At 36.4% G+C, this 13,368-nt stretch carries 15 protein-coding genes; 12 read left to right on the plus strand and 3 right to left on the minus strand.

Annotated features, from left to right (window positions below; genetic code table 11):
• Positions 1 to 54 precede the first annotated feature (54 nt).
• The 10 genes from ACODR7_RS09735 to ACODR7_RS09780 all read left to right on the plus strand — a co-directional run bounded on the left by ACODR7_RS09735 (position 55) and on the right by ACODR7_RS09780 (position 8,903).
• Positions 55 to 1,098 carry a hypothetical protein gene (locus ACODR7_RS09735; protein WP_488838843.1) on the plus strand — a complete coding sequence of 348 codons (1,044 nt, stop codon included), beginning with the start codon at positions 55 to 57 and terminating at the stop codon, positions 1,096 to 1,098.
• 29 nt (positions 1,099 to 1,127) lie between these two features.
• Positions 1,128 to 1,616 (plus strand): DUF4280 domain-containing protein, encoded by a 489-nt coding sequence (locus tag ACODR7_RS09740; RefSeq protein WP_488838844.1) that lies wholly within the window; start codon positions 1,128 to 1,130, stop codon positions 1,614 to 1,616.
• A gap of 11 nt (positions 1,617 to 1,627) precedes the next feature.
• Positions 1,628 to 4,459: an OmpA family protein gene (locus ACODR7_RS09745; protein WP_488838845.1), complete on the plus strand. Its 2,832-nt coding sequence runs from the start codon at positions 1,628 to 1,630 to the stop codon at positions 4,457 to 4,459.
• Between the two features lie 5 nt (positions 4,460 to 4,464).
• On the plus strand, positions 4,465 to 5,064 hold the full coding sequence (locus ACODR7_RS09750; protein ID WP_488838846.1) for a hypothetical protein: 600 nt from the start codon (positions 4,465 to 4,467) through the stop codon (positions 5,062 to 5,064).
• A gap of 13 nt (positions 5,065 to 5,077) precedes the next feature.
• On the plus strand, positions 5,078 to 5,728 hold the full coding sequence (locus ACODR7_RS09755) for a hypothetical protein (protein WP_488838847.1): 651 nt from the start codon (positions 5,078 to 5,080) through the stop codon (positions 5,726 to 5,728).
• Entirely contained in the window at positions 5,728 to 6,288 is a 561-nt protein-coding gene (locus ACODR7_RS09760) for a LemA family protein (RefSeq protein WP_488838848.1), read from the plus strand. Before ACODR7_RS09755 ends, ACODR7_RS09760 begins: the two co-directional genes overlap by 1 nt.
• On the plus strand, positions 6,269 to 6,637 hold the full coding sequence (locus ACODR7_RS09765) for a hypothetical protein (RefSeq protein WP_488838849.1): 369 nt from the start codon (positions 6,269 to 6,271) through the stop codon (positions 6,635 to 6,637). Before ACODR7_RS09760 ends, ACODR7_RS09765 begins: the two co-directional genes overlap by 20 nt.
• A 4-nt stretch (positions 6,638 to 6,641) precedes the next feature.
• A complete protein-coding gene (locus ACODR7_RS09770) occupies positions 6,642 to 7,415 on the plus strand; it encodes a hypothetical protein (protein ID WP_488838850.1) in 774 nt (257 codons plus the stop codon).
• Between the two features lie 18 nt (positions 7,416 to 7,433).
• Positions 7,434 to 8,084 (plus strand): hypothetical protein, encoded by a 651-nt coding sequence (locus ACODR7_RS09775; protein ID WP_488838851.1) that lies wholly within the window; start codon positions 7,434 to 7,436, stop codon positions 8,082 to 8,084.
• Between the two features lie 102 nt (positions 8,085 to 8,186).
• Positions 8,187 to 8,903 (plus strand): hypothetical protein, encoded by a 717-nt coding sequence (locus tag ACODR7_RS09780; RefSeq protein ID WP_488838852.1) that lies wholly within the window; start codon positions 8,187 to 8,189, stop codon positions 8,901 to 8,903.
• Positions 8,904 to 8,995: 92 nt separating this feature from the next.
• On the opposite strand, the gene ACODR7_RS09785 is transcribed toward ACODR7_RS09780, so the two are convergent.
• The 3 genes from ACODR7_RS09785 to ACODR7_RS09795 all read right to left on the minus strand — a co-directional run bounded on the left by ACODR7_RS09785 (position 8,996) and on the right by ACODR7_RS09795 (position 11,792).
• Positions 8,996 to 10,786, minus strand: coding sequence for an endonuclease (locus tag ACODR7_RS09785; RefSeq protein WP_488838853.1), 1,791 nt, complete (start codon positions 10,784 to 10,786; stop codon positions 8,996 to 8,998).
• A 294-nt stretch (positions 10,787 to 11,080) separates the two neighbouring features.
• Complete coding sequence (locus ACODR7_RS09790) at positions 11,081 to 11,608, minus strand: DUF4136 domain-containing protein (protein ID WP_488838854.1); 528 nt, start codon at positions 11,606 to 11,608, stop codon at positions 11,081 to 11,083.
• 1 nt (position 11,609) lies between these two features.
• Positions 11,610 to 11,792: a C1orf53 family protein gene (locus tag ACODR7_RS09795; RefSeq protein WP_047434227.1), complete on the minus strand. Its 183-nt coding sequence runs from the start codon at positions 11,790 to 11,792 to the stop codon at positions 11,610 to 11,612.
• A 40-nt stretch (positions 11,793 to 11,832) separates the two neighbouring features.
• Here ACODR7_RS09795 and ACODR7_RS09800 point away from each other — a divergent pair, with 40 nt between their 5' ends.
• Entirely contained in the window at positions 11,833 to 12,159 is a 327-nt protein-coding gene (locus tag ACODR7_RS09800; protein ID WP_488838855.1) for a hypothetical protein, read from the plus strand.
• 285 nt (positions 12,160 to 12,444) lie between these two features.
• Positions 12,445 to 13,353, plus strand: a complete 909-nt coding sequence (locus ACODR7_RS09805) for a 1-aminocyclopropane-1-carboxylate deaminase/D-cysteine desulfhydrase (protein WP_488838856.1) — start codon at positions 12,445 to 12,447, stop codon at positions 13,351 to 13,353.
• Positions 13,354 to 13,368: the final 15 nt, after the last annotated feature.

Below are 13,368 nucleotides of genomic sequence, written 5' to 3' on the forward strand. Positions count from 1 at the left end.
ATCTTTAACAATAAGATTATCATACAGAAAAGAAATTGAAGCAGGAATATTTTTATGCAGAAATATAATATACATACTGTTCAGAAAGATGAAACTTTAAAAAGTATAGCGTCGCTGTACGGGTTGGATAAAGATGCATTAAAACTTTTCCATAATAATCACTGCGCTGTTAAAGACATGATCCTGATCAATCTTAACGGGCAGAAAGAGCTTTTTGTTCCGAGAACTGCAGTGGCAGATAAAAACCTTTTGGTACAATTCGGAAAAGGAAATAGTCTTACCCTTCAGCCGGAAAAATCATTGCGAAGATACAGTGTAGTCATTACCATTGAAAAAGGGAAATCCAAAAACGAATTAAAATATGAAGCATCTGTTCGCTGGCTTAAAACAGAAAAAGGACATCATTTTTTTGAGATAGACAGAACCTCAAAGCTCTATCTTAATGAAGAAGAAGTAAATGAAATTGCAGATCTGCTGGCCTACAGAACCTCAGGTGTTTTATATCCTTTACATATCAGTACAGATGAACATGGAAGATTTGAAACCGTAGAAAACGCTGAGGTATTTTCCAAAAGATGGCCCGCTGTAAAAGAAGAACTCTATAAAGAATTTGAAGGCGAAACGGTAGACGAGTACTGCGGAAAGATTGAAAAAGTGATCAGCCAGCCTGAAGCCATCAATCTATATATCAAAAATGATTATTTCATCCGCTCCTTGTTTTTTGGAATCTATCAGAGTTTCGGAAATGAATATAGAACTGAGATGACAGAAACCTTTCCGGTAACAGACAATGCAATTGAACCCAGATATAAACTAACCCTGGAAACAGATCCTGTTAAAGGAGAAACAGGGCTGATTACCATAGAAGTAGCAGGAAAATTATATGAAGAAAGGGATATTGATGATTTTATAAGAAAATCACCTTTTTCATTGATTATAGAAGATCATCCTGTGATGAATGAAGAAGGAAATTTCAGACTCATAAGCTATCTGAAAGGAGAAACTTCACTTCCGGAATCTCTTTACCTGGAATGCAGTATCATGCTGCAGGAAGAAAAAAAGATTTCAGTTTCAGTTTCAGGAATTGATAATAAATAAATGACCACTTCACTAAAGATAAAATTAATATGGCAGAAAAACATATTGTAGTACAGGGCGCCCTATGCAAATGCCAGTTCGGGCAGGTTCCGGACAAGCTGAAAGTACTTACACACCAAAAAGAATATGCCAATGATAAAAGCGCTTCCAAAAAACTGATCGTTACCACAAAAGAAATTGGAGCCGCCACATTTGAAAAAAATACATTCGGGAACTGTACCAAAATGGGAGGACCGCCGCCTCCATGCAAAATTATGGTTACAGAATGGCAGAATTTTTATGATAAAGTACAGCTCAGCAACGGTGGATACATCATTGTAGAAGACAGCAAAGCAGTATGTGCGGTTGCGGGAGCTCCATGTATTGAGATTATAGACCACGGGCAGAGAGCAGAAGCCAGCCAGCAGAACTTTAAAAATGCCGACAAAGACGTTCAGCAGCAGATCAATCCGCTGGTAGATTCCGAAGAAATGTATAATGAACAGCCTTCAGGAGGAGGGCAGGATGGTGTAATCTAAATGATAAGAAAATGGCAAAAGGCGTAAAAAAAATAAAAGTTGTAAGCGGCTTGTATTACCCGAAAATGTCTGTATTAGGGCAAAGGATTACCATAAAGCCGGATCAGTGGGTGCAGTTTGGTGTGGATGAATGGCTGCCGGGAACTACAGATGCAGACAAAAAGAAACCTCTTACGTGGATGAGGCAGAACAGCAGCAAAAAAATTATTATCAATCAGATCACCTCTGCTACAGGATATAAATTTTTAATTGGCAAGCAGTACTGCGGAAGCTATCATTTTTATATTGAAGCCAGTCTTTCAGGAGTTAGAGATCCTAAAGGTAATACAGGGCTATATGTAAAAGGCTGGTGTGAACCCAAAATTGTAAGCAGCAAATGGTCTACACAAAAGAATAGCAAAAGCATCAAAAACAATAAAAAAAGCGAATACATTTCCTACGGCCATATTGTTCACCTGAACCTGATGACAGAAGGGCTGAATGGAAATACAGTCAGTATCGAACTTTGGAATCAACAGTCCGCAAAAGCAGATAAACTGGTACATACCTACAATAATGTACAGGTAATAGATGGTGAAGTCAATCTTAAAATAGAAAATACCTTCGCCTGGATGGCCTATGTAGACAATATTCAGAATGTAGAGGAATTCTATGTTAAAGTGAAAGATGTTGCTTCCAAACAATATATCAAAGATAAACTGGGCGATGATCTTCATGCCATTTATCTGAATGTAAAAAATAAAGTTGCCACTACCAATACCAACGGAGCCCAGAACCAGACGCCAACCAAAGTCTATAAGCCGGATGTTAACTCCGTCAGACTCGAGCCGTGTAAATTTGAAGTCATTAAAATCACAGAAAATGAAACAAAAGACGGCAAAGCCAGCAACACAACAGTTAAAGTCTTTGATAATGGTAATGGGGTCAAACTGATAAAATCTGCTGCCTTACAGGAACATATTCAGAGAACAATCTATTATAAATTTGATTCCACAGTTATTGATAAAGATGGAGAAGCAGTTTTGAATAATGTGCTCAAATTTCTTCTCGAACACAAAGATGCCACCATGAATCTCAGCGGGTATGCCTGTGTGATAGGCAAAGAAAATTATAACAAAGGACTTTCCCAAAAAAGAGCTGATGTTGTGAAAAAATTCTTTGCAGACGGCGGATTAGATCCAAGAAGAATTATCTCCGTAGGAAAAGGAGAAGTAGATCCTACCGATGACAAAATGGGGAGAGATAATATCAGATACAAAAATGAGAAAGACTACGAAAATAACCGTAGAGTAGATATTTCATTTGTGTTCAATGCCCATGATGCCCAGACTGTTAACTATGAAGTGACCGCACCTAGTGTATCTATGAAGAAAGACTTAACGATTGATGTTACAGGTTTTCAAACCAATGAATGTTTCAGAGATAGCAAAGGAAAACATAAGAAACAGGTCCTGATTGTAGATGTAGGCCAGGCCATCGATAAAGGAGACACCGTAAAGACATTTACTACGCCTTCATTTAATTATGGAGTGTATTCAGATTTATCCAAATTTGATACGATGCCTATACAATACATCTGGCCTATGTGGGCTAATCCAAACCAGTTCCATCTGCATGCACATACCTGCAGGTATTTCAGTAATGAAAAAAGAACCACTGTATTAATCAAGGCTTATCCGGATATTAAATGGACACTCACTTTCTTCGTTAATCTTACCAATGAGCTTAGCGTAAAATGGCAAAACCAGCCTGCTGCAAAACATAAGGATCTACAGGCAAAAGCCGGTAAAATAGGCGCTGAAAGAAGATGGAAACAAAAAGATGCTTCATTCGGATTCAGCCTGAAAAGTGAATGGGAAAAGAACAGAAGCGGAAGTTTTCAGAAAAGTAAAGAGCTTAAAGGAGAATACGAAACAAAATTTAAAAAGCTCTATGATCTTTTTGGTTCACTCGGAGCAATGTCTGATGGTATTACCAACAAAACCAAAGGACAAGTTAGAAATATGGGATTTAAAGGTCTTCCGGTAACTTTTGCCATCAAACCGCCCAATATTAATCTGAAGGGAGAATGGTGCCTGGAAAGAGCCAAACAGAAAAATACAGAAATAGAAAGATTAGGAACAAAGGTTGATATATCTTTTAATGCAGAACCCCTGATAGGATTAGAGGTTACTGTTGACCTTCTCTGTACTGCTGTTGGACTTGTTGCTGGAGCGGTAAGTGGAGGAACTGCTGCGCCGGGAGCGGTGAGATTATATGGAGTGATCAAAGACCAGATGAACACAGGGGTGGAATTTGGGAATGATGATTTCGGAGCTAAACTAAGCTCTGATGTTTATATTGATCTCGTTATTTCAAGTGAAATCAAAACTTCAATTGGTTTTTCATTCAATACCGTAAGTGAAAAAGGGGACAAGCAAGGAAAAGTGGAAGCAAAAAATACCCTTAAAATTGAATTAAAAGCAGGAGTTTGGGCAAAAGCAGAAGCCAATCTTGTTATTGTTAAAGTAGAAGGATATTTTGAGATGAGTGGTAAAGGATCAGCTTCCATTACATTCGGGCATGGTGTGAAATTTGATGATAAAGGATTAAATTACCGTCCGGAGTTAGGATTCGATGGGCTCAATGCTGAATATGTGATCAAAGGAAAAGTAGGAATGTCCGCCAAAAAGAAAATACCTAGAGGAGGTAATAAAAAACCGGCAGAACTTAAAGGAAGTTCGGAAGACGAAGGTATTATCGCAGAAGGTAAATTTAACGAAATTGTACCTAAATTTGATGTCATCAAAAGTCTCGAAGAACTTTTCGGATTCAGTGCCGATATTCCGTTAATAAGAAATTAGATAATATGAAAAAGATCGTTTTAATAATTTTGTGTTTTATCATGTTTGTATCATGCCAGTCACAACAAAAGACAGACCTGGAGAAAGTAGATTTTTCCAAAGGGTATAAAGAAGTTTTAAAAGATACCAAGTATCAGACAGAGGCAAGGGAAATTGTAACCACACTCCCTATTGCGTATACCAAAGATGTAGCCGGATACAAATTCGGGAATATCTCCTTTCCGGAACATAAAGAAAATAATGTAAAAAGCTCTACAGTAGGATTATTAATAAACAATCCTGCGGAAAAACTTACAAAAGGAATAAAAATAGAATGGGAAGATACTGCTGCAGGAAATGATCTTTTGGCTTATCTGAAATCACAATACAAAAATCCTAAGGTTCTTGCCGAAGTTCCTGCAAAGAACAATGAAGGTAAAATATTGGGAAATGCAGCCTATCTATGGGATCTGAAAGATAAAACCATGGTATTGGTACAATATTATGAATACACCAATAATAAACCCAATACTTCCTCAGTTCTCTATATTGTAGACAATCAGGTGAAGACCGCAGACGGACAGGAAACTGCTGCTGCACATCTTATAAAAACTTATACTCCATAGCAGACTCTTATTGATGGATAATTATGATTATTATGCAGAAAAAGTAATTACGTATTTACCGTTAATTATACTTTCTATTATTGCAGTTTTTTTACTGCTTCCTAATTCTAGAAAAAGATTTTTAAGAATTCAGGCATCATTACCTACATCCAAAATAAAATCAGTGGCCATGGGGCTGGTAGAAATTCAGGGGAAACTGATTATGAAAGAACCTTTGATTTCACCTGTTGCAAGAGAAGAATGCATAGGATATTATTATACGATTGAAGATGTTACAAGAGATAAGGAAGGAAAAAAATCTTATACAACCATTCATAAAGAAACCCAATGTAATCTCTTTCAAATGCAGGATGATACAGGAACCATTGAAGTACATCCGGAAGGCATAGAATTGATATTCATCGAAGAAACTAATGTAAGTTATAACGGACAGAAAAGATATAAGGAAACACTGCTTAAATCTGGTCAGGAAATGCTGCTGGTAGGTGCCGCTGATTCCAGAAACGGTGAAGCCTTTATCAGAAAAGATACAGGACATAAGCTTTTAGGAATTACCACAGCAGCAGGAATTTCAGTCTGGAATAAATACCAACCTCTGTTGAGATCATTTCTGGTAACCTGTATCGTTATACTTATAGTAATGATTTTAATCTTATCACAATAATGGATCAAATTGTAGCCATCGTTATCGCCGTATTTCTTATCATAGCCATTCTGGCTTTTTTCATCAGTTTGTACAATAAGCTTGTCATGCTGAAATTCAATGTGGAAAAAGCATATGGGAATATAGATGTTATTTTAAAACAAAGAGCCGATGAAATTCCTAACCTTGTAAACGTTGCCAAACAGTTTATGAATCATGAAAAAGATCTGCTTACCAAACTGACTGAGCTTAGAACTTTCTATAACACCACGAATGATTCTGACAGAAAAACGGAACTCGCAAACGAGACCTCAAAAGCACTCTCATCATTTTTTGCCGTTTCAGAAAACTATCCGGGCCTTCTTTCTAATAATAACTTTTTGGAACTGCAGAAAAGAGTTTCCGGAATGGAAGATAAAATCGCAGACAGAAGAGAATTTTTCAATGACAGCGTAAGCCTTTATAATATAGGAATTCATGAATTTCCCAATGTTATTCTGGCAAAAATGCTAGGCTATAAAGACAAAACCTTATTAGAAGTTTCAAATCAGGAAAAACAATATGAAGGAATTCAGTTTTAATACATTTTTCGGGTATGAAAGTATACTGATGGAAAAACCCGAAATTGTTCTTTTCGGGGCATTGCTTCTTCCTATAGGCCTGATTATGGTGGTCAGTATGATAGGCTGGGTTTTCAGAAAACTGAAATTCAATATGTATATTATTCAGGTCATACTATACACTCTGCTTTTCACATTCTTTTTTGGAACAGTCACTATGCTGATTCTTTTTTTTATAACAGATAAGAACGGAGTGAAACTTGCGTGGTGCTGGAGTTCTATTCTCCTGGGAATGTTCTGCTTTAGCATCATCAATACCAATACCATCAGTAAAATGTTTACCGATTGGTCTAAAATCATTAAAAACTAAAATTATGATAAAGCAACCCTATTATATGATCGATTTCAGCGCATCAGCCTGTTTGTTCGAGATAAGGATTAATGATTATCCTGTGATTCATATGAATGTTGAAGGGCAGGTAGCTACCAATATTCCGATTAATTTTGCCATATTGAAAAGTGGTGTTCAATCCATATCAGCAACCATTTTACCCAATATCGGCGATTTGCAGTTACACCCTAAATCAGAATTGAAATTTAATATTAAACTTTTCGATGTGGCTAATGATTTCGTTTTTGACCAACAGTTTGGAGACTATCGGTCTGAAGCCATAGAAGATAAAAAGAAACAGGTTATTAAACATGTGGGTTCCTTTAAAGCAGAAGTTCCCTATCAGCTGTCTGCGTGGCAGAACGGAAGAAATCTGCAGGATATTAAAGACAACAGAAAAAAATTGGAACAGGCTTATGACCATATATCAAGATTAATAAGAGAAAATAAATTTGAGGATTATAAAAAATCAATTTCCAAAAGAGAAGAAAATATGGCTACTTCAATGTATCTCTCGAAAGCAGAATCGGAAGAACGTTTTACTGATCTTGTAAATGATTTCAAATCCGGATTTAAAATACAGCCAGTTTCTAAAGATGCCGTTATGTTTGTATGTGCAGAAAATAAAGTCGCTTTTTTAAAAAAGGCAAACGGAGAATCTGCTTTATATCTGGAAAACGCGGAAACAGAAGAAGAACTGATGCTTGATATTTCGTTTTATATTCCGGAAGGAAAGGAAGAATTTGAAATAATCTAATTACATTTATATTATTCAATGAAAAAGCGGAACGTTTTCTTGCTGATTTTTGTAGTATTGATCAATATCTGTTGTGGAAATAAATCATTTGATTTGTCAACGGTTTCATTAGGTGATGATGCAAAGAAGTATGATTTTGAAAACAAAAATCTGTTTCTGAAAGATGCAGCTAAGCCAGACATCATTCAATATTATGCTGATGAAAATAAAGGACTGTCTTATGAAAATATTCCATTAGATAATACAATGGGTACAAGAATTACCGTATACAAAGGAAAAGTTGGTGCTGTTGATACCAATGCTGCTGAAAAATACTCTCTGGAGTTTGTAGAAAAAATAATAAAAAAACATGGAAATCCTACCGCTTCTATTACAGACAAAACAACCGTAGATGCCAAATTAGTAAAACCAATTTTTGAAAAACTGAAAAAACTTTCTCCGGAAAAAGTGTCATGGGATCAAAATGAGAAAAATTCCTTTACTTATCCAACTTCTTTCTTCTGGGATGATGGGAAAAATTATTCCATACTAAGTATCTCCATTGAAGATGATGGGAAAATAAGAAATAAATATATTTCTGTATCAAAAGATGCTTACCGTAATAATGCTGTATTTGGATTAAAATATCCTACCCCTCCGGCTTCTCCATGGTACAAGTACATGAATTAAAAGGCGGCAGTCAAGAGAAGAGTAATAAAAGAACCGTTTCCAGATACTTGAATCCTGTTTTTTCTGTTTTATTATTGATAACCGGACACTAACACTAACATTATGAAAAATCTGAAATATGCATTAACAGCGGTAATCTGTCTGAGCTTTGCGTCATGCGACCAGCAGAAAAATAAAGAAAGTGAGTCTTTGGTTGAAACAGAGGGAAGTACTCAGACCGAACCATTCAATCTTGCTAAACTGAAAGCAGGACAAAATATCAATGATATTTTAAAATCTGCCGGAGCAACAGCGAAAGAAGCCGTCCGGACCAGTGAAGTTACCTTGATTGGAAATGAAAAGCTGGCCTTTGCATCAAAAGAATTATTGCACTTCAACGGAATTGATCTGGAAGGAAAAAATCATAAAAATACCAATAAAGTCATTTTACACTTCGGAAAAGTAGATCAGGAAATTGGTCCGCTTGCCAATGAAAAAGAAGACGAATTGGGAATGTATCAGCTTGATATTTATACAGAGCATGAAAAAAAAGCGCTTTTGGATAACCTGAATAGAACACTTCAAAAACCGAGTTTTGATACAATCCGTGAAGGTTTTGAATCTGAAGTTAAAGATAATGAGATCATCCGGACGCATAACAAACTCAGACAGGAAGTAGCAATATGGAGAAGCAAAGATATGCTCTATTATTACTGCGAAACCAAAATAGATAACAAACCGGACGAATACCGCTGCAATCTCTTCGTTTTCAAAAATAAAGAATGGAAAGACCTCTTAAAAGGATCAGGATATCCGGATCTGGATAAGATTTCTTTATAACGTTCAATACGCAAAAATCTACAGGAATTTAATAGAAACATAAAATGCCGGTCTAAAGAAGACCGGCATTTTATATAAAGTTGATATCTGAATTATTTTACAAGGAACTGCATCGTTACCTGATCCAGCTTTAAAATATAAACTCCCTGACCAAGATTTCTGGTTTTAATAGAATTTCCATTTCTGAAAGGCTGGTCAATCGTTTGAAGAGTTTTCCCCTGAAGGTTATAAATCTCAGCTTTTTTTACCTTCTGAAGATCTCCTTTTACAAAAATCTCCTGGTTGGTAATAGGGTTAGGAGAGATTTTAAAACTGTTGGAAGTAGTTTCTGCAGCCGTATTTTGAACCATTCTTGCACTTGATCCGGAATAACATGTCCATGCAAGATCATCGATAGCCACTCTGTTACTTGATGAAGTATTAACAAGGCTTACCACTACATTTCCGGAAAGATTGATATTATTGATGGTCGTCGTTGTAGATGAAGTACTGTAAGGAATTGTTCCTACGGTTGTTCCGTTTACTTTTACATCAAAAGTACCATTGGTTCCTGAGAATTTAAGCTGTGTAGTTACTGTTAAAGAACCAATACCATTTGCTGAACTGCCGGAAGTTAAAGAACCGTTTCTTACCGTAATCGCTTTATTGTTAATAGTCTGATCTGTTCTTGCATCCGTTGCTGTCCAGGAGATTCCACCATTGCTCCATGTTCTGGTTGTATAGGTAGAACTGGCTGCAGGGATTGTTTCAAAATTTTCATTGGCACAGCTGGTTCCTGGAGTAGTACCTCCTGAATTAGTAATACCGGAAACCGTTGAACTGTTTGATGAAGAATTTCCTGCCGCATCCTTCGCTACCACATAAAAGCTGTAAGTTGTAGAAGGAGTAAGTCCTGAAATGGTTGTTGAAGTTGAACTCGTAGTCGTTTGCAGACTTCCGTTCATGTAAACATTATATCCTGTTACTCCTACATTATCGGTAGAAGCATTCCACGACAGAGAAATACTGGTGGAAGTTGTTCCTGAAACATTCAGACCTGTTGCAGCAGTAGGCGCCTGGGTATCACCTGAAGGCTGCTGAGAACCCCAGATAAGATTTACATAATTCGGGTTGTCTATGAAAGGGTTTCTGTTCCCCTGAAAAGTATAGGATGCATTATTTCTTTTGATCTCAGCCTGAGAAACCGGATCCTGATTATGCCATGCCAGTAGAACATTCAGTTCCCAGGTCTGTAATCCCGGGAATGTAGAACTTCCTAACATATTTCCTGATGAAAAAGAAGAAAGCTTGCTTTGGTAACGCGTTACAAAATAAAAAATCATACGGGCCACATCTCCTTTAAACTCATCAATCGGTTCAAATACCGTCCCTGAATATCCTGAAGAAGCAGATGTTCCAAGTTTTGAACCGTTCTGAGAAGTGAAAGAAGCACTTCCTACCTTTCCGAAAGGATAATTACTTCTCATTCCGTTTACCTTTCCGTCTGTAGCTCTGATAAAGTGAATATCCGACACCATTGGAGAGGCTTGATTAAAAAAACTTTGAGGAACAATGTGCTCTCTGTTATAACAATTTCCTTCAGTAGAATATGTTCCGCACTGATCAGTTCCGGGAGTATAGTTATAAGGGTCAGCCCCTGCAGGCTTTTCAGAATAAATATCAAGGATAGTCCCGTCATTTTCGTAGTCCTTGTCAATATCAGTGGTTTTATAACCTGTCCAAAGTCCACTGTATCCTTTATCAATATGTCCGTTGGTGATAATGCTGCTTAATTCAGTTTTCAGTGCAGCGCCGCTTAGTCCGCTGGTAGAATTGTAGTATCCTGCAGGAGCCTGAGCGTGGGCAAGTCCCGCAAATACAGAAAATAAAATGATTTTTTTCATAATTAATATTTAATATAAAGTTTAAGCAAGAATACCACAATTTTTGTGAATAAAGAATTACAAAATCGTTAATTTTAAATGCACTGTATGCGATACATAATGAGTGATGAGTGATGAATGATATTGTGGTTAAATATCTGTATCTGTATTCAATTCAATAGAGGTGGGCTTTAGCCCGCCTTATACATTGTAATTCCATTCATCGGGCTTTAGCCAAAACTTAAAACTTAATAATTTTATCCATAAAAAAAGCCGATACAAAACGTACCGGCTATATAATGGATGACATTAATTTTATTTTCTTTGTGGCGGATAATTTTTCATAATCTCAGCCATAATCTCTGGAATCTGTCTCTGTTTTGCTTTTGGAGAATCTACAGAAATTCCGCTTCCGATACCCTGCCAAACCAATTTGTTGCTTTTTGCATCAATAAGGTCAACAATCAGTGCACCTTCATTATAATTGGTTGTCCATGTTCTGCTCATGCCGACACCCCATCCGAATGGTCCGCCCCAACCCCACATTCCGTAAGGAGAAGAAGAATTGATATCAGTAATCTTTTTATGATTTGCTTTTACGTTGATAATCAGATCAGGGTTTTCTCCGGACTGAAGTCCTTTGCTCTGAAGCTGTCTCGACAGTTCATTCAGTACTCTGTCTTTATCAATATCATTCAGTTTCAGATCATCAATTCTGATTTTATAGGTTTTATAAGAATTGAAATTGGCGGTTTCAGCATAATCTGAACGTATCTGAAAAGGGCTACAAGAAGTTAAGCCTAATGTAGCAGATGCCAACAAAATAAAAATATATTTTTTCATTTTATTTATTTTTTTTATCACTTTTAATGAATGTATCAGTCTTTTTATCGTACCCGTAAGGACAGTGCCTGCAGCCGCTTTTACAGCAATATCCTCTTTTCAGATGAAATTTTTCTGTAAAAACCTTGTACCCCTGTTCATTATAGTAGAAGTCTTCACCTTCTTTGATGTCATAATGGGCCATAAGTTAAATGCTTGTCAAAAAACTTTTTATATTTGTTACTATGATAATTGTATGCCAAAAGCCTTTAAAAAAATTAAAAATTAATGGCATCGCTCTCTTTCCCTTTATCTTCATTAGGAAACCCGAAGATAAGGAAAATAATGTATTGATCAATCACGAAAAAATTCATTTACAGCAACAACTGGAAATGCTCATTATTTTCTTCTATATTTTCTATGTTATTGAATATTATTACTGGTTTTTCAAATTCAAAGACAGCTATCTGGCTTACAGAAGAATCTCCTTTGAAAGAGAAGCTTACACGAATGAAAACAACTTCAATTATCTAAGAAAAAGAAAATTCTGGAACTTCAGGAAATATCTGTAGAGTTGTGAAATATGTGTTTTGCATTTCGAGTTTCGAGGATTCCGGATCCGGGTTTGGGAATCTGGGGCTGGGATTTCGGTTAACGATCACGATATTCAATAGGAGCGGGCTTTACCTGATTTATAAAAAACAGCTTTCATCTGGCTTTACTCTAAACCTGAAAGCCTGAAAATTAAAAAAATCATCTGTGTAAGTCTGCATTATCTGTGGGAAAAAAGAAACTCCTCACAACATTAAATCTTTTCCTACTTTTGCAAAGAATAAACTCTGAGTCGTAAAACTGAAATGCTATTAAAACTTCCCACAGAACGTGTTTCCATCCAGGAAATTCCAATTCATAAAAACGTAAAGCTTTTCATTAAAAGGGAAGATCAGATTCATCCGTTAATTTCAGGGAATAAATACTGGAAACTCTTTCACAATGTGAATCACTATCTGGAAAAAGTTCCTGATAATCCATACATCATTACTTTCGGAGGCGCTTTTTCCAATCATATTGCAGCGGTTTCTGCTGTAGGTAATATGGCAGGTATTCCAACACTGGGAATCATCAGAGGAGAAGAACTGGAGCATAAATGGCGTGATAACCCAACCTTACTTTTTGCGAAAAGAAACGGGATGAACCTGAAATTTGTCACCCGTGAAGAATACCGCCACAAAGAAAAACTCACGGAATTCCTTCAGCAGGAGTTTCCGGAGGCACTGATAGTTCCTGAAGGAGGTACCAATGAAGAGGCCGTAGAAGGGGTGAAAATGATGCTCAATGAACAAACAAAAGATTTTGACTATCTTTGCACCGCAGTTGGAACCGGAGGTACCATTGCAGGAATTTCAAAATTTTGTGAAGAGAACCAGAAAGTTATAGGATTTAAAGCCGTTGACGATGCTTCACTGGAAAATAAAATTTTTGAATTAACTTTGAGACAGAATTTTAATCTAATAGATTCATGTTTTGGAGGTTATGGTAAAATAAATGATGGAAACGTCTGTTTTATCAATGATTTCAAGGAGAGATACGGTATTCCTTTGGAACCGGTTTATACAGGGAAAATGATGGAGAAAGTTTTTGAACTGATAGAAGAAGGATATTTTCCTGAAAACAGTAAGATTTTGTGCTTTCATACTGGTGGTTTACAGGGAATTGAAGGAGCTAATTTACTGTTGGAAAAACAGAATAGAAATTTAATTATATAAGTAAAATTGAAAAAC

Source organism: Chryseobacterium sp. FG46 (genome assembly GCF_057809135.1).

Bases quoted from the DNA above. Each gene is read 5' to 3' on its own strand.
- ACODR7_RS09735 (WP_488838843.1), top strand. From the start codon at position 55: ATGCAGAAATATAATATACATACTGTTCAGAAAGATGAAACTTTAAAA.
- ACODR7_RS09740 (WP_488838844.1), top strand. From the start codon at position 1,128: ATGGCAGAAAAACATATTGTAGTACAGGGCGCCCTATGCAAATGCCAG.
- ACODR7_RS09745 (WP_488838845.1), top strand. From the start codon at position 1,628: ATGGCAAAAGGCGTAAAAAAAATAAAAGTTGTAAGCGGCTTGTATTAC.
- ACODR7_RS09750 (WP_488838846.1), top strand. From the start codon at position 4,465: ATGAAAAAGATCGTTTTAATAATTTTGTGTTTTATCATGTTTGTATCA.
- ACODR7_RS09755 (WP_488838847.1), top strand. From the start codon at position 5,078: ATGGATAATTATGATTATTATGCAGAAAAAGTAATTACGTATTTACCG.
- ACODR7_RS09760 (WP_488838848.1), top strand. From the start codon at position 5,728: ATGGATCAAATTGTAGCCATCGTTATCGCCGTATTTCTTATCATAGCC.
- ACODR7_RS09765 (WP_488838849.1), top strand. From the start codon at position 6,269: ATGAAGGAATTCAGTTTTAATACATTTTTCGGGTATGAAAGTATACTG.
- ACODR7_RS09770 (WP_488838850.1), top strand. From the start codon at position 6,642: ATGATAAAGCAACCCTATTATATGATCGATTTCAGCGCATCAGCCTGT.
- ACODR7_RS09775 (WP_488838851.1), top strand. From the start codon at position 7,434: ATGAAAAAGCGGAACGTTTTCTTGCTGATTTTTGTAGTATTGATCAAT.
- ACODR7_RS09780 (WP_488838852.1), top strand. From the start codon at position 8,187: ATGAAAAATCTGAAATATGCATTAACAGCGGTAATCTGTCTGAGCTTT.
- ACODR7_RS09785 (WP_488838853.1), bottom strand. From the start codon at position 10,786: ATGAAAAAAATCATTTTATTTTCTGTATTTGCGGGACTTGCCCACGCT.
- ACODR7_RS09790 (WP_488838854.1), bottom strand. From the start codon at position 11,608: ATGAAAAAATATATTTTTATTTTGTTGGCATCTGCTACATTAGGCTTA.
- ACODR7_RS09795 (WP_047434227.1), bottom strand. From the start codon at position 11,792: ATGGCCCATTATGACATCAAAGAAGGTGAAGACTTCTACTATAATGAA.
- ACODR7_RS09800 (WP_488838855.1), top strand. From the start codon at position 11,833: ATGATAATTGTATGCCAAAAGCCTTTAAAAAAATTAAAAATTAATGGC.
- ACODR7_RS09805 (WP_488838856.1), top strand. From the start codon at position 12,445: ATGCTATTAAAACTTCCCACAGAACGTGTTTCCATCCAGGAAATTCCA.